The following is a 22919-nucleotide window of genomic DNA, read 5'->3' on the forward strand; positions in this document are numbered from 1 at the left end:
CGTGAGCGTTCACGGCCGTTACGTGAACGTTCACGACCCCTTCTCTCCGAGAGCGCGCCATCGTGCCTTCCACCTGCAAGAGCCTGATCAACCGGTCATGGAAGTTCACCTACGGAGACCCGTCCGGCGCCACCGAGCCCGGCTATGACGACAGCGACTGGTACGACGTCGGCCTGCCGCACTCCTTCGGCCAGCCGTACTTCATGGAAGCCGGCTTTTATGTGGGTCGTGGCGTCTACCGGCGGGACTTCGTCGTCGAGCACCCGGACAAGCGCGTCGCCCTGGAGTTCCAGGGCGTGTTCCAGGACGCCGAGGTCTATGTCAACGGCCACCACGTCGGCCGGCACCTGGGCGGCTACACCGCTTTCGAGATGGACGTCTCCGAGGCGGTCCGGCCCGGGATCAACCAGCTCACCGTACGGGTGAGCAACGAGTGGAACCCGCGCCTGGCGCCGCGGGCGGGAGAGCACGTCTTCAACGGCGGGATCTACCGCGACGTGTCGCTGATCGTCAGTGAGAAGGTCCGCTTCGCCTGGTACGGCACGGCGGTCACCACCGACGGCAACCGCGTCGAGATCGCCACCGAGCTCGTCAACGACGGGGACACCCCCTTCGAGGGGCAGCTCGACGCCGTGGTGAGCCTGGACGGCGTCGAGCTAGCGACTGTTAGCGCTCACATCAGCCTGGAAGCGGGCGAGACCACTACCCATCGGACGCAGCTGCTGCTCGACGAAGTCCGGCAGTGGCACCCTGCCACCCCGGTCCTCTACCAGCTCGACCAGCGGCTGAGCAACGGCGAGCAGGCGAGCACGACCTTCGGGTTCCGGACCGTCGAGTTCACCACCGACGGCGGCTTCTTCCTCAACGGCGAGCACTACCTCATCAACGGCGCCAACGTCCACCAGGACCACGCCGGCTGGAGCGACGCGGTGAGCCACGCCGGCATCCGCCGCGACGTCGCGATGATCAAGGAGTGCGGCATGAACTTCATCCGCGGCTCTCACTACCCCCACCACGAGCAGTTCGCCGCCGAATGCGACCGGCAGGGCCTGCTGTTCTGGTCAGAACTGCACTTCTGGGGCGTGGGCGGCCACGACGCGGAGGGCTACTGGAACGCCAGCGCCTACCCGCCGCACGAGGAGGACCGCGCCGAGTTCGAGGAGAGCTGCCTGCGCGCGCTCACCGAGATGATCCGTGTCAACCGCAACCACCCCAGCATCATCGTCTGGAGCGTCAGCAACGAGCCCTTCTTCACCGACGCGGAGGTGATGCCAGAGGCCAAGAAGCTCATCACCCGCCTGGTGGACCTGGCTCACCAGCTCGACCCGACCAGGCCCGCCGCGGTCGGCGGCGCGCAGCGGGGCGGCTTCGACGAGCTCGGCGACCTGGCCGGCTACAACGGCGACGGCGCGGCACTCTTCCACCAGCCGCCCTGGCCCAGCCTGGTCACCGAGTACGGCAGCGCCATCGAGAACCGGCCCGGCGTCTACGGCCCGCGCTACACCGACGGCGTCGAGATCGAGCACCCCTGGCGGGCCGGGATCGCGCTGTGGTGCGCCTTCCACCACGGCAGCATCATCACCGACATGAGCCGGATGGGCTTCATCGACTACTTCCGCGTGCCGCTGCGCTCCTACTACTGGTACCGCAACAAGCTGCGCGGCATCGAGCCCCCCGTCTGGCCGAGCGAGGGCACCGCGCGAGCCTTACGGCTGAGCTCCGACACCGAGACGATCGGCACGGACGGCACCGACGACGCCTACCTCCGGGTCGAACTCGTCGACGAGAGCGGCGCGGTCATCTCCGACGAACGCACGGTGACCATCGAGGTCTTGGAGGGCGGCGGCCTCTTCCCGACCGGCACCTCGATCGAGCTGCCCGTCGTAGACGGGATCGGGGCGATCGAGTTCCGCTCCCACTATGCCGGGGTCAACGTCCTGCGCGCGAGCGCCGAGGGTCTGGAGCCCGCCGCCCTCACGATCATGGCGACCGGTGGCCCCGAGTGGACCGGTCAGCCGCGCAAACTGCCCTCTGGGCCGCCGAGCCTGCGCTACCGGCCCGGCAGCGAGCGGCTGCTGTCGGCCAACCGGCCGGTGTTCAGCAGCGGATCACCCGCTCATAACGTCACCGACTACAGCACCGAGCACGGCTGGAGCGGCGGGTGGGTCCGCGTCGACCTGGAGGGCGCGTGGCGGCTACGGCGGATCGAAGTCCGGTTCGGTGAGGGGGCCGACGTACCGTTCGTCATCGAAACCGACGACGGCGCCCAGGTGGCGGCCGGTCTGACCGGAGGCGGCCCGGCCCGCGTGGAGCTGGACGCCCTGCTCGCCCACGAGGTGTGGGTGCGCTTCCCCGCCGGGCCGGCGGAACTGATCGAGGTGAGGGTGTATGGCCACTAGCACGCGCCTGCGGCGCATTCGCCGGAACTGGCAGCTCTACCTGCTCGTCGCGGTGCCGGTGGCCTATTTCGCGATCTTCAAGTACATCCCGATGGCCAACGCGGTCATCGCCTTCAAGGACTACAGCGTCCTGGACGGCATCTGGGGCAGCGAGTGGGTCGGCTTCCGGCACTTCCGCGCCTTCTTCGACAACCCGGTCTTCTGGACGCTGGTCAGCAACACCTTCATCCTGTCGGCCTACTTCCTCCTCGCCAGCTTCCCGATCCCGATCATCCTGGCGCTGGCGCTCAACGAGGTCCGGCGCGGGTTCTTCCAGCGGACCGTGCAGCTGGTCACCTACGCGCCGTACTTCATCTCGACGGTCGTGGTCGTCTCCATGACGATCCTCATCCTGTCGCCCAGTGTCGGGCTCGCCAATGACGCGCTGGGGCTGTTCGGCATCCCCTCGATCGACTTCCTCGGCAATCCTGACTACTTCCGGCACATCTACGTGTGGAGCGACATCTGGCAGACCGCCGGTTACTCCGCCGTCGTCTACATGGCCGCGCTGTCCGGAGTCGATCCCGGGCTGTACGAAGCCGCCCGGGTGGACGGCGCCTCCCGCCTGCAGAAGATCATCCACGTCGACCTGCCGGGCATCATGCCGACCGCGGCCATCATCCTGATCCTCGGCGTCGGCAACATCATGGCGGTCGGCTTCGAGAAGGCGTTCCTGCTGCAGAACCCGCTGAACCTGAGCAAGTCGGAGATCATCGCCACCTACACCTACAAGACCGGCCTGCTCAACGCCGACTTCAGCCAGGCCACCGCGGTCGGCCTGTTCAACTCCGCCGTCAACCTCGTCCTGCTCATCGTCGTGAACAGGGTCGCCAAGCGCGTCTCCGGATCGGGGCTCTGGTAACCATGGTCAGGGAATCGCGAACGGACCGGCTGTTCATGGTGGCCGTCTACGTGCTGCTCGCCACCTTCCTGGCGGTCGTGCTGCTGCCGCTGCTCTACATCCTGGCCAGTTCCCTCAGCGATCCGAACGCGGTCAGCTCCGGCCGGGTCACCTTCTGGCCGGTGGACTTCACCCTGCGCGGCTTCCAGGTGGCACTGTCCGATCCGCAGATCCTCGTCGGTTTCGGCAACTCGCTCTTCTACACGGCCGTGGGAACGTTCGTCAGCGTCAGCCTCACGCTCATGCTGGCCTATCCGCTGTCCCGCAGGGATTTCGTCGGAGGCGGGCTACTCACCCGGATGATCGTCTTCACGATGCTGTTCGGCGGCGGCCTCATCCCCACCTACCTGGTCGTCAAGTCTCTCGGCATGATCGACACGCGGTGGGCGCTGATCGTCCCCAACGCGATCGCCGTCTGGCAGGTGATCATCGCGCGCACCTACCTGCGCCACTCCATCCCTCGCGAGCTGTTCGAGGCCGCCGAGATCGACGGCGCGAGCCACTTCCGGGTTCTCTGGTCGATCGTGCTGCCCCTGGCCAAGCCCATGATCGCGGTGATCGCGCTGGTCTACGCCATCAGCCAGTGGAACTCCTACTTCGACGCCCTGCTCTATCTCAAGAGCGACGACCTCTACCCGTTGCAGCTCGTGCTCCGCAACATCCTCATCCTCAACACCCAGAGCAACGGCATGGACGTCGCCACCGCCATGGAGCGCCAGCAACTCGCCGATCTGCTCAAATACTCGCTCATCGTGATCTCGACCGTACCCGTGCTCCTCATCTACCCCTTTGTCGCCCGGCACTTCACCAAGGGCCTCATGATCGGCTCCGTCAAGGGCTGACACACCCCCCACCTACAGACATCGAGGTATCACCGTGTCCGTCAGAGTCGTCGCCGCACTCACCGCCGGTTTCCTGGCCCTGTCCGCCTGCTCCGCCGAGGAGCCCAAGCAGGAACAGAAGGCCGGCACCATCAGGATCTTCGCCCAGCAGAACGCCGACCAGCACCTGAGCAACAGCCCGTTCACCAAGCGCGTGCAGCAGAAGCTCGGGGTGAGCCTCACCTTCGAGACCACCACCTGGGACAGCGCCGCGGCCAAGGAGAAGCGCCAGATCTCGCTGGCCAGCGGCGATCTCCCCGACGTCTACATGCTCATCCCCTGGGTCGACGCCTTCTCCCAGGCCGAGCTGATCCGCCTGGGCAAGCAGGGCGTGCTCGTGCCGCTCAACGACCTCATCGACAAGTACGCCCCCAACATCAAGAAGGCGCTGGAGTCGACGCCCGACTTCAAGCGGCTGGCGACCGCGCCCGACGGGAAGATCTACGGCATGCCACAGTGGAACGACTGCTTCCACTGCTCCTACCCCTCCAAGCTCTGGATGAACTCGGCCTGGCTGAAGAAGCTCGGACTCAAGCAGCCCACCACCCCCGACGAGCTGCGCGAGGTGCTGAAGGCGTTCAAGACCAAGGATCCCAACGGCAACGGCAAGGCCGATGAGATCCCGCTGAGCGCGAGCACCGCCAACCCGCTCCTGCCGTACCTCATGAACGCCTTCGTCTACGACCCGCAGGCCACCGGCGCGTACGGCTCCACGCTGGCGGTCAACGCCGGCAAGGTGCAACTGCAGGCCGTGCAGCCCGGCTGGCGCGAGGGCCTGCGCTATCTCGCGGGGCTGTACAAGGACGGCCTGATCGACCAGGCGGCCTTCACCCAGAACGGGGACGCGATGAAGGCCAAGGGGGACAAGGCCGGGGTGAGCGTCGTCGGCTCGGCGACGGTACACCACCCGGCTCAGTTGGTCACCCTGGGCCAGAAGGACGGCCGCGACAAGGACTACGACGCCGTGGCCCCGCTTACCGGCCCGTCCGGCGCGCAGTATGCCACCTACATACTGCCCAGCCTGCCCGGCGCCTCCTTCGTCATCACCTCCAAGGCGAGCGAGGCGACCCAGATCTCCGCGATCAAGCTGCTGGACTACCTGTTCACCGACGAGGGACACGTCCTGGGCCAGGTCGGCGAGGAGGACAAGGACTGGGCGAAGGCGGGCCCCGGCGATGTCGCGCTCGACGAGAGCCTCAAGCCGTCGTTCAAGACGCTGACGCAGCCCGAGGACGCGCCGAAGAGGGAGGGCGCCTGGGGGCCGATGGCGGAGTACGACAACACCAAGGAGTTCCGTAACGCCCAGGTGGCATCGACCGACATCTACGACCAGGCGGGCTACGAGCGCCGCCTCTTCAAGGCCACCGAGCTGTACGCGGGCAAGGAGCCCAAGGACCAGATCTTCCCGATCTGGCACACCAAGATTGCGCCGGAGGAGGCAGGCGAGCTGGCCACCATGCAGACCAACATCGACAACTACGTCAACCAGTCCAGCCTGCAGTTCGTCACGGGCCAGAAGAACATCGACGACGACTCCGCCTGGCAGGCTTACCTCGACGGGCTCAACGGCCTGGGCGTGACCCGCTACCTCGAGATCCAGCAGAAGGCATACGACGCGCTGTGACGACCAGACATCTCCTCCGGCTCTCCACACCCGCCGCCCACTTCCACGACGGTTTCCCGCTCGGCAACGGCCGGTTGGGCGCGATGGCGTACGGCGGGCCGGAGGTAGAGCGTTTCGACCTCAACCTCGACACCTTCTGGTCGGGCGGTCCCCAGCCGCCCCCGGAGGGTCCTTCTCCTGCCGGGCTGCTGCCAGAGCTGCGTGCCGCGATCGCCGCGGGCGACTTCGAGCGCGCGGACGAGCTGGGCCGCCGGATGCAGTCCGGCGGCTGGACCCAGGCCTACCAGCCGCTGGGCTTCATCGAGTGGCGCCATACCGCCGCCGGTGAGCCCTCCGGCTACCGCCGAGAGCTCGACCTGGCCCGTGCGGTGACCATGGTGAACGGTCTACTGACCAGCTTCGTATCCGCCCCCGCCGGGGTGCTGGTCGCGTCGGCTCGCGGGCCGCTCGAACTGCCCGCGTTCACCTCACCGCACCCGGTCGAGGTGATCCGCGACGGAGAGTGGCTTACCATCACCGGCCGGGCGCCCGCGAACGTGCTGCCCGATTACGTCGACCGGGAGCCCGCCGTCGTCTACGGCGCGGACGCGCCCGACCGCGATGGCACGGTGGCCGCCGGCATGGGCTTCGCCGTCGTCATCGCCGTCCAGAGCACCGGATCCGGCGAGGTACGGATGGTCGCCGCGGCCGCCGACGGCTTCCGCGGCCATGCCGTACGGCCCAGCGCCGACACCGCCGAGCTGGCCCGGCAGGCGCGCCGGCAGGTCGAGGCCGCACTGTCCCGGAGCACGGCGGAGTTGCTCGCTGAGCACGAGGCCGACTACCGCGGCTACTTCGACCGGGTCGACCTGTCGCTGCCCGACGAGCGCGCCGAGCTCTACTACCACTTCGGCCGCTACCTGATGATCTCCAGCTCCCGTCCCGGCACCCAACCCGCCAACCTGCAGGGCATCTGGAACGCCGACGTGCGGCCCGGCTGGAGCAGCAACTACACCACCAACATCAACCTCCCGATGAACTACTGGCCCGCCGAGCCCGCCGGCCTGCCCGAACTGCACCAACCGCTGTTCGAGCTGATCGGCGGCCTGCTCGATACCGGCCAGGACGCGGCCCGGCACTACTACGGCGCCGCCGGAGCCACCACTCACCACAACACCGACCTGTGGCGCTTCAGCGCCCCGGTCAACGGCGATCCGCAGTGGGCCAACTGGTCCTCCGGCCTGCTCTGGCTCACCGCCCACCTCTGGGACCACCTCGAGTACAGCGGAGCACCCGAGCTGCTCCTACCCGCTCTGCGCAGCGTCACCTCCTTCGCGCTGGACTTGCTGGTTCCCGACGCCCACGGCAAGCTGGTGATGAGCCCGTCAACCTCGCCAGAACACCATTTCCTCACCGAGGCAGGCAATCCGGCGGCCATCTCGGCGGGCGCGGCCATGGACCAGGAGCTCGTCCGCGAGGTCCTGACCCGTTACTGCTCGCTGACCGACAACGAGCTCGCCGTACGCGCGGGCAAGGCGCTGTCACAGCTGCGTCCGGTCGCGATCGACGGCGAACTGCTGGAGTGGTATGACCGGCGGCCCTCCCAGGAGCCCGGCCACCGCCACCTGTCCCACCTCTACGGCCTCTACCCCGGCACCCGGATCACCGAGTCGGGGACGCCGGACGACTTCGAGGCAGTACGGCAGGCGCTGGCCACCCGGCTGCACCACGGCAGCGGACACACCGGCTGGAGCCAGGCGTGGATCCTGTGCCTGGCCGCCCGGCTGCGCGACCCGGAACTGGCCGAGCGCTCGATCGCGATCCTGCTCGACGAGCTAAGCTCCGTCTCGCTGCTGGACCTGCACCCCCACGGCGGCCGGCCATCGGGCTACATCTTCCAGATCGACGGCAACTTCGGCGCTGTCGCGGGGATGACCGAGTTGCTCGTGCAGAGCCACGAAGGCGCGGTCAGCCTGCTGAAGACCCTGCCGCAGAGCTGGGACACGGGGTCGGTGCGCGGCATCCGCTGCCGCGCCGGCCACAGCGCCTCCGTGGTCTGGTCCGCCGGCGTGCTCACGGAGGCCTCGATCACCGCCGGGTCGGACGGCTGGCTCGTCGTCGAGGTCCCTGGCGACACTCCGCCGCTGACCGTCACTTGCGGCGAGCGGCATGTCCCGGCCCGGGAGGTCTCCGGCGCGCCCGCGGGGCGCCGCCGCATGACCTGGGACGCGACCGCGCGCACCCGCTACACGCTCGTCCCCGAGGGTTCCCTGTGAACGCACGTGCGACCGGCCCGATCGCGACGCAGCTTCGGGGGCTACGCCACCGCGCTGCGCCAGCAAGGCCGCAACCTGGTCACCTTCCTGTTCGCCCTCATCCTCACCACGGCTGAGGAGGTGCGTCCGGTGGCCCTCGGGCTGTACACGTATATCAGGACCTACGTCAACGACTGGAGCTCGGTCATGGCCACCGCTGTGCTCGCCTCCATCCAGACCGTTGTCCCTGCATGCTGCGTGCACGACGGCAGGCGCGTCAAATGGAAGGGCACGACATGACACTCCACGTGACCGTATGAGGCGAGAACCGCCACGAGCGCTCGCACTCTGATCAGAGTCGCACCATAGGCAGGAAGACCTGGTCCACGAGCTCGATCAGGGTTTCTTCGGAGATGCCCGCATCCGGATCCATCAGGTACTCCTGCCGCAGCAGGACGACGGGCACCGTGGCCACGCGCGGCCGTAGCGCGTCGGGTCGGGCCTCGCCGCGCGCCACCGCCCGCCCGAGGATGGTCATCATGGCGCCGGGTTCGTGGGCGAGTTCCTCGCGCAGGTGCTGGAACAGTTCGGGGTGGGTGTGCATCTCGGACATGACGCCACGCAGGATCTGACTGCCCACCGCCGACCCCATCCGGGCCGCCGCCCCGCGCAGCAGTTCCAGCACGTCGGTACGCAGGTCGCCGGTGTCGGGCAGAGCCGTGGGCCGGGCCACGAAGTGGCGGTAGGCGGCGAAGGCGAGGGCGGCGCGGTTGGGCCAGCGGCGGTAGATGGCCGTCTTGTTGGTGCCCGCCCGCTGCGCCACCCGGTCGATGGTCAGCCGCGCGTATCCGCCCTCGGCCACCTCGTCGATCGTGGCCTGCAGCAGCGCCTCTTCAAGCTCGGCTCCTCGCCGCCGGGAGCGCTTGTCGGCTTCCGCCCTGATCGCCACGGCTCCTCCTGATGCCTACGGTCCTGCCTGTCCCTTATTGCATCCTAGAGCATCCGCGCGTAAGGTACTGTGCGTCCCCTAATAAGGTGCTCTGATTCTGGATAGATGTGGAAGACCTCCTCGGCGACCTCCGTACCAGCGTAAACCGCGGCGCCACCTACTGCCTGTTCGGCTCACCCGACCGGTTCATGGACCAGGCCCGCGCCCTCGGCAACCGCTTCGTCCGCGTCAACCTCTTCCGGTCCCAGATCGAGCCCGAGCCCGGCACGTACGACTGGACCGAGATCGAGCCCAACATCCCGATGTTGTGGTCCGGCGACCCCGACGACTACCTCGCCCACCTGAGCGTCTTCCACCAGGCCGTCAAACAGGCCGATCAGGGCGCGCTCGTCGCCCTCGGCGCAGCCGTGCCGGGGGCGATGACCGCCTACAACGCCACCGGACCGCGTACTTCGACCGCATCCTGGCCGGCGCCGGCGCCTGGTTCGACGTCTTCGACCTCCACCCCTTTGACAACCCGTACCAGATCCCGTCCTGATCCGACACCTGCCGCCTCCACCCGCCCTTGTCCGCCGCACCCCCTTCATCACCCCGAGGAGCCACCCATGAAACTGCTCAAGACCCTCATCCCGGACGTGCTCCTGCCCATCGCCGTCTACTACCTCTGCCGCCGGCTCGGCGTGGAGGACGAGCTCGCCCTGCTGCTGGGCGCGGCAGCCGCCCTGATCCGCGTGCTGCTCGTGGCGATCGTGAGCCGCCGCTTCAACGGCCTGGCCACCCTGGTCTGCGCCGGCTTCGCCATCGGCGTACTGCTCACCCTCCTCACCGGCGACCCACGCTTCCTGCTGGCCAAGGAGTCCGTCCTGTCCGGGCTGCTCGGCCTGCTCCTGCTCGGCTCCTGCCTGACGGGCAAGCCCCTCATGTACACCCTCATGCGCCGCCTGACCGCCGACGACCCCGCCAAACTGGCCGAATGGGAACAGCGGTGGCAGTCCGCACCTCAGTTCCGCCAGGTGTTCCGCACCCTCACCCTCGTCTGGGGCTTCGGACTGCTGGCCGAATCCATCATCAGGATCCCGCTCGTCTACAGCCTGCCCCTAGATGTGATGGCCGGCCTGTCCACAGTGCTCCAACTCGCCAGCTTCGCCCTGCTGATCGGCTGGTCCCTGCTCTACCGGCAACGGCGCATGAGCCGGGCCGAGGCCCGCTGACATGCGGTCTATGCCCGTGACCGGAAACCCTTGCGGGATTCGTCTGGCATTGTGGGCGAGTGGCACCCTGCCGGGTCATGCCGCACGCTCGGCCAATCTCCTCGCAGCTCACCTGCCCGCTACGGCGCGACTCTTGTGGATCCGAAGCCTCCGACCAGTCAAAAGATCCAAAGTCCCAACAGGCCCTAGATCCGTGGAGATGACGCCATCCGATCCTGTCGAGTTCGCACGTGCAGCCGATCGCGTGCGCGCGGTCGTGGCTTGGTGAGGTCGGTGGCGAGCAGGCTGGCCGCAGTGTACAGGTGCCAGACGAGCGGCGGCTTGGTGAGCCTGCCGCGCTCGAAGAGCTCGGGCACCTTGTCCAGCCGCACGAGGTCGCCGAGCCTGGCGCAGGCCATGATGGTGTGCTTCAGCTCCGTGGCGATCTCCTCGCCCGGCTCGGCACGCCAGTTCCACGGTTTGACCTGTTTGGCCGTCAGCCCCTGAGCCCGGGCCCGCAGCCGGGCGAAGCGCCCTTCGGCCTTGAAGCGCCACTGACCACCTTCCAGGGGTACCGCCGCCAACGACGGCGCGAACGTCTTAATCAGCTTGTGTACCAGGCGCTCCGAGCGCCTGAGCAAGGGATCCAGCTCGAGCGCGGCCGCGATCACCCGGTTGTCCAGGAAGGGCTGCACGGGCGTCCCCCTGCGAAGCATGGCGGCACGGGAGGCGGCATGCCAGCGGCCCACCCGGAAGCGCAGATACAGGTGATCGGGTACGTGCGGGGTGTCCGATCGCCAGGCCAGCTCCTCCGCGTGGGCGTTGGCCGTGTCGGTGAACAGGACCCGATGGGCCAGGAACAGCGACCGAGTCCTGCGGCGCACGTCTTCAGTGCCGACCTCGTCCATCCCGGACAGGAAACCACCGCGCAGGATCTCTCCGTTGTGCCCACCCAGCAAGGGGCGGCGGCTGTAGGCGCCGTCGCCGCTGATGTTCTCGTAGGCCGACAGCATGCCCTCGCACACCCGCAGTACGTTCTGGGCGCGATCCGCCGGATGTACCACCGACAGTTCGTTCGCCGGCGTCAGCGGCGGCGCCTTCACCTCGTGCTCGACACCAAGCGCCGCGGCCACCTGGCGGGCCACCACGACATCGGGGTGATCGTCGAAGCCCGAGGTGGAGGTGTGGAATGGGATGCCCGCCGCGCGTAGCAGCGCCGCGATCAGGCGGCTGTCCCTGCCGCCCGTGAGTGTCAGCCGTACCGGATCGGAAGCCCGCAGCAGCGGCTCCACCGCCGCCAGCATTCCTTCGGCGACCCTTTTCGATCCGGTACGACTCTCACCTTCGGGCAGCGGCTCGGTGGTGATGGTCAGCCGCTGCTCTTCCATGACCAGTCGAGAAGCGGGCGGCAGAGATCTGACCTCGGCGAATGGGGTTTCCTCCGACAGGAAGTAGCCCTGGCGGGCGATCGACTGCAGGGCCCCCAGGTCGTAACGGATCCCGCCGAAGGCCGCCAGCCGGACCAGCAAGGCACGGTTGCCGACCACGTGAAGCTCGCCTGTCCGCGCGTAGTAGACGGGGTCGACGGGCGCAAGAGACGTCGAGGCGCTGAGCCCGCGCTCGCTCGCCTGGAACACCGCGAAGCAGCCCGGCTCGGCTGTCACTCGACCGGTCAGGTCACGCCCTTCCCCGGGATGGTGGCCGGCGATGGCGGTGATGCCGTCCGGCGTGGTCAGAGGTTCCCACTCCGGCTCGTTGGTCCAGGCCAGCATGTGGACGCCGCCGTGCGAGGCTTGCCATTCCGCGGCGCGGACGTGTTTCGACTCGACGGGAAAGGCCGCCTCGATCGAGTCCTTCGCTCGCTGGACCGCCTGCCGTACGGCATCGCGATGGTGTGGCTTCGCGGCCACGGCCAGAAGCACTCTCATACACCGCCCCCGAGTGTTGTTTCCATACAGGTAATCCGCCGTTGAGGCGATCTACTTTCAGGCAGCACGTTTCGACGTGGCCGTCCTGCCGCCGATGACGCTGTGAGAACTCGCCGGAGCAGCGGAAGCCCGGGACCGGATCAACCGGTGAAACCGACCGTCGTCCAGTCGTAGTACTTGTAGCCACGGGCGCCATAGTTGGCGAGCGTCTTCTTGCATGCCCAGATCTCGGGACGCTGGTACAGCGGGATGGTGTGCACCTCGTCCCAGATCAGCTTGTCCGCGGCGTTGGCCAGCTCCGCGGCCTTGACCGGGTCGGTCTCGTCCACCGTCTTCTGGATGGCGGCGTCGATGGCCGGGTCACTGGCCTTGGGGAAGTTGCTCTCGGAGCCGGTCTTGTAGATCTGCGGCAGCCCGCCGAGCGGCAGCGGCGTGCCGATCCAGGAGAACGGCGCCAGGTCGAAGTCGCCCGGGATGATGTAGTCGGTGAACTGCTTGTCGATGGGGACCGTGCGGATTGTCACCTTGATCCCGGCCTCCTTGAGCATGGCCTGGACGAGCTCTGCCTCCGACTTCGTGACGGGCGCCCCCGTCGGGACGAGGACGGACAGGTCCAGTTCCTTGCCGTCCTTCTTGCGGTACTCGCCGTCCTGCTTCCAGCCGGCGGCGTCCAGCAGTTGTTTGGACTTGTCCAGGTTGTACGTGCCGAGGTCGCCGGAGTTGTCGACGTACCGCTTGTCGTTGTTCATGAAGACGTGGTTGCCGAGTGTCTGCACCGGCCAGTCCATGTCCTTCAGGTCCGACTGGGCGATCACCTCACGGTTGATGGCGTACTGGACGGCCTGACGGACCGACTTGTCCTTCAGGAACTTGCTCTGGTTGTTGACGGTGATATGCCGCCAGTTCGGGCTGAGCGACTTGCGGATGTCAGTGTTCGGGACACCCTTGGCCCGCGCCAGGTCCGCCGGGGCGCCCGGCGCGATGGCGACGGCGTCGAGCTCGCCGTTGGCGAAGGCGTTGACCTCGGCCGCGGGGTCGGAGATCGCCCGGAAGATGATCTTGTCGAGCTTGGGCTTCCTGCCCCACCACTTGTCGTCACGCACCAGGGTGAGCGTCTTGGTGCCCTCGTCGATCGACTCCACCTTGAAGGGCCCGCTGGTGACGGGGATCTTCTGCAGGTAGTCCTTCTCGAACTGCTCCGGCGTCGACATGTGCGCGGCCGGGAAGAGGTGGGAGGTGGCGCGGTTGAACATGCCCTGCCACTCCGAGTACGGCTTGGCGAAGGTGATGACGGCGACCTTGTCCGTGTCACCCTTCTCGACCGACTCGATCTTGTCCCAGCCGTCCGTGGAGGCGGGCTTGAAGCCCTTGTCCTGGCCGCTGTCGGCCTTCCACGTGGCTTCCAGGTCCTTCCATGTGATCGGCGTGCCGTCCGACCACATGGCCTTGTCATTGAGGGTGTAGGTGATGACCTGCTTGCCCGACGACGTGTCCTCCTTGATGCCGGTCACGAAGTCCGGGTTCGCCGTCATGACGGCGCTCTCGTCGGACAGCATCAGCTGCGGCATGAACACGTCGAGCATCGTCGCCGTTTCGGCCTGGTTGCCGTCGATGTGGTTGCCGTTCCACTGGGCAGGCCACTGACTGATCGCCAGCGTCAGCGTGCCACCGTCCTTGACCTGCTCGTACGGGACGGGGTTGATGCTCATCGACGGGGTCGCCGCCATCTGCCGCTGAGCCTGCCGCGACTGCTCGGCGCCCGGCTTCTTGGCTTCGCCGCCACCTCCGCCGCAGGCCGCGAGGGCCAGGGCCAGGACCGCGACGACGGCGGCGGCCGGGTAACGAACCTTCACTTCTCCTCCTGATCATCAGAGGCCGTGATGACCTCGATCTTTTCCGCGTAGTGGCCGACGGCCTTTTACGAGCCAGGCCACCGAGGGCTCCTCGTCCACACACCGCGGTCGTTCGGCCCCGCTGAGCTGGGGCCCACTTGGGGCAGTGGGTGCGGAACCTGCATCCAGGTGGCGGGTCGGCCAGGCTGGGCAGGTCGCTCCGAGCAGGATCCGCTTGCGAATGCGTTCTGTTTCGGGTCGGGCAGTGGGATCACCGACGACAACTCGTGCGCGTACAGGTGCACGGGGTGGTCGTAGAAGTTCGCTACCGTCCCGATCTCAGCGATCCCGCCCGGGTACATGACGGCCATGCGATCGGCCAGATGCTGGACCACGGCCAGGCCGTGTACCACGAACAGGTGAGACAGAATCGCCCGCTCCTCAGCTCCTCCAACAGGTTGATCACGCCCGCGTAGATGGACACCTCCAGCCCCGGCAATTTCGGCTCTAGCGTGCGGGCATGGGCGATGGGCTCTCGCTGACCGCCCGAGACCCGCTGCGGACAGCGCTTCGCACGATCGGGGAGGAGTTCGACGAGCAGAGGCAGTTGCTCAACTTCAGCGGCCGCGGCACCTTGCCCGTACAAAAGTCCGGGTGGCCATGTGAATACAGACCTCCCGCCGACGGACGGACCGTCGCGGTGAGGCAGCCGTTCTGGAGGCGCTGAGCGAGTCGGGTCTCATTCCACGCTTCTGCCGGCACGGGACGGGCTGCTCATGAGTACGGCTGGCCAGGAGGAGCCGCTTTGAAGATCCCTTCCTGATCAGGCGTGATGCAGGTTCAGTTGATGTTCGATCGCCTCGCGCACGGCATCGTGGTGTGGGCCAAGAGCGAATTGCTGGTCACTCCAGCGGTCGTGCGGGTACAGCCATACCGGGTAGCAGACGAGGTGGGGGGGCTCCCATTCGTAGCGCGGATGAACTTGCGCCCCCTGGATCGATGCGCGCCAGGGACCCCCAGCCCGCCACGGCTCCAGCGGGGCGCAGCTCCGCGTCGTCGTCACCCAAGGAAATCGAGCACATCCTTATCTCCCCGATCGAAGCCAGAGCACATTGAAAAGGATCTCCCCAAGACGAACATTTCTCCCGACGCACATGGGGACGATCAGTACTTGTATACGGTACCATAAGTCCCTTAATCTCGCCATGTGGTGGCCGCAGTACGCTGCATGGGCCGAAGGAGGCCGAAGGATCGCGCTAATCCGGCGCCGCATGTCGGTGTCGAAGGCGTGGCCCTTGTGGCGGGTGAGGAGCCGTCCGAGTGTGCCGGCGGCCTGTCCCGCCCGGAAACTCGGCTTCCTGTCGCGAGCTGGGGTTTTGGGGCGTGATCAGGGCGGTGGCTGCCCGCTGGCGCTGCGCCTCTTGGGCGCCCAGGTAGGCGAACGCGAGACCGAGGATGGGCGCTGGCGGGCTCCATCGCGGCCTTCGCGGGCATTGAGGATGTGCGGCCAGGTGGCAGCGTCACCCCCGTAAAGGAAGTGCAGCGATGCGCGAGCACCTGCTGGTGGCCGGCGTATCTGGATCGGCAGAAACGGGCCGCGGTACCGGGCCGGTCAGCCTCGGCGGTGGGGGTCGCGGCGTTCTTGCCGACGGGTGAGGTGAGGGAGTGGCGGGTCAGGCCGGTGACGAAGGTGTGGCCTGTGCAGGCCAGGAGCGTGCCGGTGTCGGCGCCGTTCTCGGCCGGCCTGGATGGTGTGGCCGCCCAGTTCGACGTCCTCCAGCGCCACCCGGTAGAACTGCTTGGCGACGCTCAGGTAGCGCAGCAGCTCCTCCACGGCCCCCTCGGTGAGCGACGGGTCGGCGCGCAGCGCGGCGAGCTGCTCCGATTCTGCAGCACCGCGAAGGTGCCCAGCGCCAGCATGTTGGCGGTGGTGCCGAAGCCGGCCGACAGCAGGATCAGGGCCATGCCCTTCAGCTCCTCGTCGGTCAGATCGCTGTCGAGCAGGTCGCTGAGCACGTCGTCGGTGGGGTTGGCGCGTTTGGCGGCCACCAGTTCGGCGAGGTACTGCTGGGTCGCGATGTAGGCGGCGATGAGTTCCTCGCCGCCGAGGAACTTGTCGATGTTCTCCTGGAAGCGACCCCGGTCCTCGTACGGCACGCCCAGCAGCTCGCAGATGACGATGGCGGGGATGGGCTTGGCGAACGCGGTCACCAAGTCCGCCGACGGGCCTTCTCCATGGCGTCCAGGTGCTCGGCGGTGACCTGCTCGACGCGCTCGGTGAGCAGCCGCATCCGCCGGACGGTGAACTTGCCCACCAGCGGTGGTGCTGCTCGAAAGCTGTCCATGCCTGCCCAGCCCGGCGGCCGCGCCCGCTTCGGCCCGCCCAAGGAGCTGTCGCAGGCTGCTCGCGACAGCGACCACTCCTCGGCCCGCTGCTGATCGGTGACGACCGAGCCGATCTCCATCATCGGTGCACGTATACCCGCATGCTCTGCCTGGCCCAGCAGCGGCATTAGGCGAGAACCTACGACTGAAGGAACAGAGACAGAGGAAGACGTAGGTCGCAGGCCTCGTGTGCGGAAGGAGGAGCAAGATCCGGCGAACTAAGCTCAAGAACTGTTGCTTAGCCTACGCGTGGGCAGACGGTGTCGTACCGGGGGCGGGTGCCGTCCGCCAGGAACCGGGAGACGGTCCGGTCGCCGCAGGCGTTGCCGTTAGCCAAGTACGCGCCGTGGCCTCCGGAGTCGACGGCGACCATGACGGCCCGGTCGCCCAGCGCCCGGCGCATCTTCAGCGCACCGCTGTACGGGGTGGAGGGATCGCGCAGGTTGTTGATCAGCAGGATGTTCGACGGGCCGTGCGAGGTGACCCGGACGGCCGGTTCATCGGGCGCCGGCCAGAAGGAACACGGACCCATCCCGGCGGGCATCCCCGCGGTCAGCGGATACTCGGCGCGGTTCTCCAGCACCCGGCGCTGGTGCCAGGAGATCGAACGAGGCCACTCGACGTCATTGCAGATGGTGCCCATGACCACAGCGAGCGTGTTCTGCAGCGCAGCCTCCGGGACCCGCGGCGGCTCGGGTAGCGAGCTCTTTCCCAGCCCGGCCCTCATCAGCCCGGCGAGCGCGGGGAAGCTGGTGTCGGAATACAGCGCGCCGAGCATGGTGTCCCGCAACACGTTGCCGTCAAGTCGGGGCGGGTTGTTGCCGGGCCACGGGAGCGGCTGCTCGTCCAGCCGCTCAGCGAGGTCGAGAAAGCTCTCGCGTACCGCCTCGGGTGTGTTGCCGAGCTGGTAAGTGCTGGCGCGGGAGGCGGCCCAGGCGGCGAAGTCGGGGAAGCGGTCCTCCACGGCGACGCCGTAGTTCTCCACCCAGCCGCGAGCGACCCGGTGGTGGTCGGGGTCGTCGTTGCTGTCGAGCACCACCCGGTCGGTACGCTGCGGGTACAAGGTCGCGTAGACAGCACCCACATAGGTGCCATAGGAGACTCCCCAGTAGGACAGCTTCGGCTCCCCCAGCGCGGCGCGCAGGCTGTCGATGTCCCTGGCCTCGGTCTGCGTGCTCATGCTCCACAGCACGTCCCCGCCGTTACGGGCGCACGCCTGCGCGACCCGACGCGCCCAGGCAACGTTCGCAGTGATGTCGCCGTCCTTGCCGGGCCACCCCTTCATCAAGGAGGACCCAAGATCAGCCAGATCCAGGCCACACGACACGGGACTGCTGCCGCCGACACCCCTCGGGTCGAAGCCCACCAGGTCGTACTGCTCCGACACCTCCTTGGGCAACCGCTGCGCCAGGGCGCTCGGCTTGTTGATCGATGAGCCGCCGGGCCCGCCAGGAATCAACAGCAACACCCCACGCCGCCTGCCCGGCAGCGCGGTGGCGATCCGGGAGACGGCCAGGGTGATCTGCTTCCCGTGGGGCTTGTCGTGGTCCAGCGGCACCTTCACGCTCGCGCACTCCTGCCGGGGATCGACCCCCTGCGCCTGCGCACACGGCTTCCAGTCGATCTTCGTCTCCGCTGCCTGCGCACCGGGTGGGAAGGCAGCGAAAAGCAGGCCGGCGATGGCCGCCGGAATCACCATCCGTTTCATGGGTGACAGGCTGCCAATCCCGGCCCCACGACCACGATCAGGGACGCAGGTCAGAAAGGGGTAGGGCATACCCTACCTCGTGCCGAAACCGGCGGCCTCCACTATCTCCATGGCCCACCGGTGGTCGCCCTCCGTCTCGATAACGCCAGCCTTCTTTCGGTGATGGCCCAGAACGTCGAGGTTGTCACTTCAAGTGTGTAAAGATCTTCAGCCGGGCCTCAGGCGCTGGGCTGTCGGCAGCGGCGTCACGGCGGGCACGGCGTCCTCCTTGCCGCGGCCAAAGATAACAGGGCCGCTTCACGTAGCGGCCCGCATTCGTTGTCGCCGGTCATGATCAGCAGTGCCACGGATATCAGGGCGCTATCTGTGGCCGGCGTCATCTCCTTCTGCGGCACATCGTCCAGAGGGCTCAGGCCGAGGATCGCGGGATCCCCAGGTGGCGCGCATGCTCCACGTCGAGCCCCAGGGATCTGAGCAGGTAGAGCAGTTCGGCGTGATAGAGCTTGGCGGGATCGCTGGTCTGCGTGCCGAGATGGCCGTAGACCTCCAAGGAGATCAAGCCGTGCAGGCGGCCCCACATGCGCATCGCAAGGGCGACGGCGGCCGGGGGCAGGTCGCGGTGTTCTGGTCACCGGCGGTTAGGTGCTCCTGGGTGTCGCACGCGCATCCCGCGCTCATGCTGTTGAAGACGAAGTGGCCGTGCAAACAGCGGTGCAGCGGTGGCGGGAGAACCGTTCCGTAGAGAGCCGGAAGTGATACGGCGCGTCTCAGACACTGACGCGGGCTACGTTCTCGGCATCGCCGACCTCCAGACGGACATAGCCAATCGCCACGAACGGCTTCATATCGCAACGCACTTACGAGGTGTCCTTCCGGCTGGGCGGCTGAAAGCATAGAGCACTCCCATCATCCCAGGTCAAAGGGCGCCTCTCCCTAATTTCACAGTTCTTTCGTCAGATCCCCAGCGGTGGATCCAGACTGAGCCCTGTTCACGGGTCGCAGGGATTCGAAGACCAGATCGCGTGTTCTCGTGAGGTGCCTTCGCGAAAGGGCCCGCGCGGCCTCGGCGTCTCTGGCCATGATCGCCTCCGCTATCGCGCGATGTTCGTGTCGCATTCGCTCGAGCTCGTCGGGGTCGGTGTAGCGGTCTCGGATGTGGAGCTCCCCGGCGAGCTTGGCCTGTTCACGGACGAGCCGTTCCAGCATGAAGTTCTGCGTGGCAGCGGCGACGGCCGTGTGGAACGCCAGGTTGTCCTCCCATGAGGTGAGTCTGCTGCTGAGAAGCAGGAGCTGGTTGGCCTGCTCGGCCGTGCGGCGTTCGCAGGCCAGGACCGTCACCTCGACCTCGACAAGGGCGCGGGCTTCGAGGACGTCAGCGATCGACGCGACCTCGAGTGAGGCGCGCGACCCGGTGTGTTCGTCGGCGGTCTGGGCGCTCTGGTCGCGCAGGTAGCGTCCCGATCCGCGGACGGTCCGGATGATGCCTCTCTCCTCGAGCACACCGAAGGCTTGGCGGACGACGTTCCTGCTGACCCCGAAGAGGTCGGCGAGCTCTCGTTCGGTTGGCAGCGGTTGGCCGGGGGACAGGCCCTGGGCGTCGACGAGTTCCAGGACGCGCTCCACGACGAGCTCATACCTGCGCTGGGTCGGCTCGAGCCGCAGAGCCGAGGGGCGCTCGGAAGCTGCCGCGCTCAATTGGGGTTTCCAATCCACCACATGAGGCAACCCTACAGCGTCAGCGGCCCTGCCAACGGGGCGAATCCCACAGATCGAGGCGATCATTCAAGCGAGAAGATACTCCACAAAGCCTTGACGTGACTGGTAATTGGATGATTGGGTCACCCACATTGAGCGAGCCAAGAGGAGAGAGCCATCAGTACAAGGCATTTCGACGTCGTCATCATCGGCGGGGGTGTCGTCGGAGCAGCCACCACGTGGCACCTCCTCGAAGCCGAACCCTCCCTCACGGTCGCGGTGATCGAACCCGACCCCAGTCACGAGCTCGCGGCGTCGTCGGCGGCAAGCGGAGGGATCCGTCAGCTGTTCACCCGACCGGAGAACGTGCTGATGTCCCAGTACACGCACGAGATCATCGACCGCTGGAGCACCTGGACCGCCCCAGACGGCAGCGTCGAGGGCAACGATGTACCGGACCTCGCCTGGCGCAGGCAGGGTTACCTGTTCGTCGCCGGCACCAGCCGCGCAGAGCAGCTGCGCCTGGACTACGAGCAGCATGTCCGCCTCGGAGTCGACGCACAATGGCTCGAGCCGGAGCGGTTGAGGGAGCTCTACGAGCACCTTCACACCGAGGACCTGGGCGCCGCGATCCTCTCGCCGGGAGACGGTTGGCTGGATCCACACAGCTTCCTGCGGGGGATGACCAGCAGGGCCCGGCGGCTCGGAGCAACGATGATCAAAGGCCGGGCCGTCGGATTCGAGACCGCGCAACGACGCGTCACCGCGGTGCGGCTGGAGTCGGGCGGCACCGTCGAGGGCGAAAGCTTCGTCAACGTGGCCGGCGTCTGGGGCCCCGGTCTTTCGGCTCAGCTCGGCCTGCATCTGCCGGTCGAGCCGATGCGGCGGTACGACCATTACGTCGAGACCAAGACGGACTTCACCGGATACCCCTTCATCAAGGATCCGGCCGGGCTCGCCGTCCGCCCGGAGAGCGTCGGCCTCACCGCGGCGCTGGTCGACTTCGACGCCCCAGCCGGCTTCGACCTGAGTATCGACCCGTCCTACTTCGAGGACGTCGTGTGGCCCGCCCTGGTCGAACGCGTACCTGCCACAGACCAACTCAAGCTCGTCTCCACCTGGGCCGGCTTGTACGACCAGAACCGCCTCGACGGGAACATGATCCTCGACCGCTGGTCCGGCCGGCTCGACAACTACTACTTCGCGACCGGCTTCTCCGGCCACGGGCTCATGCACGCGCCAGCCGTCGGCCGGGCCCTCACCGAGCTCATCGTGACGGGTAGCTTCCAGACGCTCGATCTGACGCGCATGGGTCTGGCCCGGATCATCAGCAACTCGCCGTACCGCGAGCTGTCCATCCGCTGACGCCGGCACTCACGGAGCGGACGTCATGACCACCCTCTGCCTTCAGATCGGAAGACGTGATGACATCGAAGTCGATCGCCGGAGGAAATCCTCCGCAGCCGGCCTCGACACGGGTGCCTGGTCCCCTGATCGTGCTGGATCATGTCAAGAAGCACTACGGCTCCCTGTACGTGCTGCGCGACATCAACCTGTGTATCGACCGCGGAGAGGTGGTCGTTCTCATCGGCCGCTCGGGGTCGGGGAAGTCGACGCTCTGCCGCACGATAAACCGGCTGGAGACCATCGACCAGAGTACGCGCTGTCCAAGCAGGTCGACGAGCTGACCGCCCAGATGATGTCGCGACGCCACCGCATGTCTGTGATCGCCCTGCGCCTGCTGTACGTCGGCGGCTTCGACGAGCGCCTCCTCGACTTCGCGGGGAGATGCGAGCTGGACCCCGGCCTGCACGCGGCCGGCCTGGCGTTCAGGGACGGACGGCGCTCACCAGCCATACGGAGCCGCGGATGCGAACTCCGCCCGGATGTTCGTAGGCCTCGAGTCCGGCCCGAAGCTCCTCGCGAACGCGGGCAGCGGTGGCCTGATCCACGCCTTGGAGGTTGAAGCGGACCGAGCCCTGACCGAGGATGAATCGACTACCTGACGACGTTCGGCTACAGCCCCGAGCAGGCATACCTGTTGCTCGGGGCCGCACCTATCGAGGGCCGGATGTCGGGGGTCGTGGACATCCCCAACTCCTGCGCCACCGTCTACCTGCCAACCGCGATCTTCGACTTCGACGTCCGTCCCAGCGCATCCGGCCCGGCCCGCGTGCCACAGGGCACCAGCACACCGCACGCCAGCCCGCTGATCGTGAACGCCATTGCCGACTCTCAGAAGGCCGCCGGCAAGACGGGCCCCGCCCTCTACACGACATCCCTCTACATCATGATCGCGCTGCAGGCGATCGGCTTCCTGGCCAACGAGCTGATCCGTCCCGTGAACGCCAAGTTCCACGAACCTCAGGCCACGGGGGTCGGCGGACAGGACACCGTGGCCACCACACAAAGAGGATCATGATGGCAGACCAGCACGGCGGAGCATCAGGCCGCATTCCCCTGATGCTCCTGGCCTGGGCCTGGGTGAGCCTGCCCTTCGCCTACGGCGTCTACGAGTTGCTGCTGAAGCTCGGTCATCTCTTCAGCGGTTGACCCGGGCCACGACACAAGAAGGCGGCGAACCTCACGCGGATTGGACCACCTACGTCGGCCCACCCATCCCGGGATAGCGCCGATACATCATGTTTCCGGGAGAGCAAGTGCTCCCCCTTCGACGCCTTCTGGCGTGCCCTCACGAAGCGGGCATGACACAGCGACAACGCCGCCCGCCCGGCTCCGCCCATCCCGACGAGGTAATGGAACGCGGCCCAGTTGGTGGCCGCCCGTGCGGGAGACGGATCGATGCCCTGCTCCTTCAAGATCTCCCGTAGAGGCCGCGCCTTTGACGCCTTCCATGCCGCGTACGGAGTCAGTCCCAAGGACTACCGCAGGCAGGCGTCCTCTCGCCGGCATGTGGAAACTTCCGCGCGTCCCGTGTCATCGTCACGGCGTCCCCGGCCCTCTCTTGGGGAGCCGCTGGACCCGCAGCGCTTCCACCGGCATGGGGGAACTCCGTTCTTCCTGCTCTCGAGCGGGCACGGACGGCGAGTTCACGCACTATACGGCTTTCGCCCAGAGCCTGTGGGGCAGGCGGTCGGCACCGGGGTGACCGGCCGGCTGGCCATCGGGCTGAAGAAGATCATCGTGCTCTGAG

At 67.2% G+C, this 22919-nt stretch carries 16 protein-coding genes and 2 pseudogenes; 11 read left to right on the forward strand and 7 right to left on the reverse strand.

The window, feature by feature from the left end; genetic code table 11:
• Nucleotides 1-62 precede the first annotated feature (62 nt).
• Genes ACQPWU_RS47650 through ACQPWU_RS47675 form a run of 6 tightly spaced genes read left to right on the forward strand, consistent with a single transcriptional unit; the run spans nucleotide 63 to nucleotide 8378 of the window.
• Nucleotides 63-2399 carry a glycoside hydrolase family 2 TIM barrel-domain containing protein gene (locus ACQPWU_RS47650; RefSeq protein ID WP_433432795.1) on the forward strand — a complete coding sequence of 779 codons (2337 nt, stop codon included), beginning with the start codon at nucleotides 63-65 and terminating at the stop codon, nucleotides 2397-2399.
• Entirely contained in the window at nucleotides 2389-3300 is a 912-nt protein-coding gene (locus ACQPWU_RS47655) for an ABC transporter permease (protein ID WP_185070310.1), read from the forward strand. The genes ACQPWU_RS47650 and ACQPWU_RS47655 overlap by 11 nt, the downstream gene beginning before the upstream one ends.
• Nucleotides 3301-3302: 2 nt before the next feature.
• Nucleotides 3303-4181, forward strand: coding sequence for a carbohydrate ABC transporter permease (locus ACQPWU_RS47660; RefSeq protein WP_364854442.1), 879 nt, complete (start codon nucleotides 3303-3305; stop codon nucleotides 4179-4181).
• Between the two features lie 34 nt (nucleotides 4182-4215).
• The gene (locus tag ACQPWU_RS47665) at nucleotides 4216-5844 is read left to right on the forward strand and encodes a hypothetical protein (protein WP_433432797.1); all 1629 of its coding nucleotides are present in this window, start codon (nucleotides 4216-4218) and stop codon (nucleotides 5842-5844) included.
• The gene (locus ACQPWU_RS47670; protein ID WP_433432799.1) at nucleotides 5841-8099 is read left to right on the forward strand and encodes a glycoside hydrolase family 95 protein; all 2259 of its coding nucleotides are present in this window, start codon (nucleotides 5841-5843) and stop codon (nucleotides 8097-8099) included. Before ACQPWU_RS47665 ends, ACQPWU_RS47670 begins: the two co-directional genes overlap by 4 nt.
• A 6-nt stretch (nucleotides 8100-8105) precedes the next feature.
• Complete coding sequence (locus tag ACQPWU_RS47675) at nucleotides 8106-8378, forward strand: hypothetical protein (protein WP_433432801.1); 273 nt, start codon at nucleotides 8106-8108, stop codon at nucleotides 8376-8378.
• A gap of 52 nt (nucleotides 8379-8430) precedes the next feature.
• Here the strand turns inward: ACQPWU_RS47675 and ACQPWU_RS47680 are convergent, their stop codons facing one another.
• Nucleotides 8431-9027: a TetR/AcrR family transcriptional regulator gene (locus ACQPWU_RS47680; RefSeq protein ID WP_433432803.1), complete on the reverse strand. Its 597-nt coding sequence runs from the start codon at nucleotides 9025-9027 to the stop codon at nucleotides 8431-8433.
• Between the two features lie 107 nt (nucleotides 9028-9134).
• Here ACQPWU_RS47680 and ACQPWU_RS47685 point away from each other — a divergent pair, with 107 nt between their 5' ends.
• Complete coding sequence (locus ACQPWU_RS47685; RefSeq protein WP_433432805.1) at nucleotides 9135-10238, forward strand: VC0807 family protein; 1104 nt, start codon at nucleotides 9135-9137, stop codon at nucleotides 10236-10238.
• 185 nt (nucleotides 10239-10423) lie between these two features.
• On the opposite strand, the gene ACQPWU_RS47690 is transcribed toward ACQPWU_RS47685, so the two are convergent.
• The 6 genes and pseudogenes from ACQPWU_RS47690 to ACQPWU_RS47715 form a co-directional block, all read right to left on the reverse strand.
• Nucleotides 10424-12145 carry an asparagine synthase-related protein gene (locus ACQPWU_RS47690; protein ID WP_433432807.1) on the reverse strand — a complete coding sequence of 574 codons (1722 nt, stop codon included), beginning with the start codon at nucleotides 12143-12145 and terminating at the stop codon, nucleotides 10424-10426.
• A 140-nt stretch (nucleotides 12146-12285) separates the two neighbouring features.
• A complete protein-coding gene (locus tag ACQPWU_RS47695) occupies nucleotides 12286-13998 on the reverse strand; it encodes an ABC transporter family substrate-binding protein (RefSeq protein WP_433432809.1) in 1713 nt (570 codons plus the stop codon).
• A 1717-nt stretch (nucleotides 13999-15715) separates the two neighbouring features.
• Nucleotides 15716-16310 (reverse strand): annotated as a pseudogene (locus ACQPWU_RS47700) (cytochrome P450); the annotation flags it as partial.
• A gap of 290 nt (nucleotides 16311-16600) precedes the next feature.
• Complete coding sequence (locus tag ACQPWU_RS47705) at nucleotides 16601-18070, reverse strand: alpha/beta hydrolase (protein ID WP_433432811.1); 1470 nt, start codon at nucleotides 18068-18070, stop codon at nucleotides 16601-16603.
• 409 nt (nucleotides 18071-18479) lie between these two features.
• Nucleotides 18480-18683 carry a TetR-like C-terminal domain-containing protein gene (locus ACQPWU_RS47710; protein ID WP_433445465.1) on the reverse strand — a complete coding sequence of 68 codons (204 nt, stop codon included), beginning with the start codon at nucleotides 18681-18683 and terminating at the stop codon, nucleotides 18480-18482.
• A 326-nt stretch (nucleotides 18684-19009) separates the two neighbouring features.
• Nucleotides 19010-19765 carry a FadR/GntR family transcriptional regulator gene (locus ACQPWU_RS47715; protein ID WP_433432813.1) on the reverse strand — a complete coding sequence of 252 codons (756 nt, stop codon included), beginning with the start codon at nucleotides 19763-19765 and terminating at the stop codon, nucleotides 19010-19012.
• A 207-nt stretch (nucleotides 19766-19972) separates the two neighbouring features.
• Between ACQPWU_RS47715 and ACQPWU_RS47720 the strand changes: the two genes are divergently transcribed.
• From ACQPWU_RS47720 to ACQPWU_RS47735, 4 genes and pseudogenes are all read left to right on the forward strand, one after another.
• Entirely contained in the window at nucleotides 19973-21130 is a 1158-nt protein-coding gene (locus ACQPWU_RS47720) for an NAD(P)/FAD-dependent oxidoreductase (protein WP_433445467.1), read from the forward strand.
• Nucleotides 21131-21261: 131 nt separating this feature from the next.
• Nucleotides 21262-21426, forward strand: a pseudogene (locus ACQPWU_RS47725) (ATP-binding cassette domain-containing protein); the annotation flags it as partial.
• Nucleotides 21427-21767: 341 nt separating this feature from the next.
• Entirely contained in the window at nucleotides 21768-22187 is a 420-nt protein-coding gene (locus ACQPWU_RS47730; RefSeq protein WP_433445468.1) for an acetamidase/formamidase family protein, read from the forward strand.
• A complete protein-coding gene (locus ACQPWU_RS47735) occupies nucleotides 22184-22318 on the forward strand; it encodes an MFS transporter small subunit (RefSeq protein WP_433432815.1) in 135 nt (44 codons plus the stop codon). The genes ACQPWU_RS47730 and ACQPWU_RS47735 overlap by 4 nt, the downstream gene beginning before the upstream one ends.
• Nucleotides 22319-22919: the final 601 nt, after the last annotated feature.

The sequence above is a fragment of the Nonomuraea sp. CA-141351 genome (genome assembly GCF_050944675.1).
Classification (GTDB): Bacteria; Actinomycetota; Actinomycetes; order Streptosporangiales; family Streptosporangiaceae; genus Nonomuraea.

Excerpts from the sequence above, each read along its gene's own strand:
- ACQPWU_RS47655 (WP_185070310.1), top strand. The coding sequence starts at position 2,389 with ATGGCCACTAGCACGCGCCTGCGGCGCATTCGCCGGAACTGGCAGCTC.
- ACQPWU_RS47660 (WP_364854442.1), top strand. The coding sequence starts at position 3,303 with ATGGTCAGGGAATCGCGAACGGACCGGCTGTTCATGGTGGCCGTCTAC.
- ACQPWU_RS47690 (WP_433432807.1), bottom strand. The coding sequence starts at position 12,145 with ATGAGAGTGCTTCTGGCCGTGGCCGCGAAGCCACACCATCGCGATGCC.
- ACQPWU_RS47705 (WP_433432811.1), bottom strand. The coding sequence starts at position 18,070 with ATGAAACGGATGGTGATTCCGGCGGCCATCGCCGGCCTGCTTTTCGCT.
- ACQPWU_RS47735 (WP_433432815.1), top strand. The coding sequence starts at position 22,184 with ATGATGGCAGACCAGCACGGCGGAGCATCAGGCCGCATTCCCCTGATG.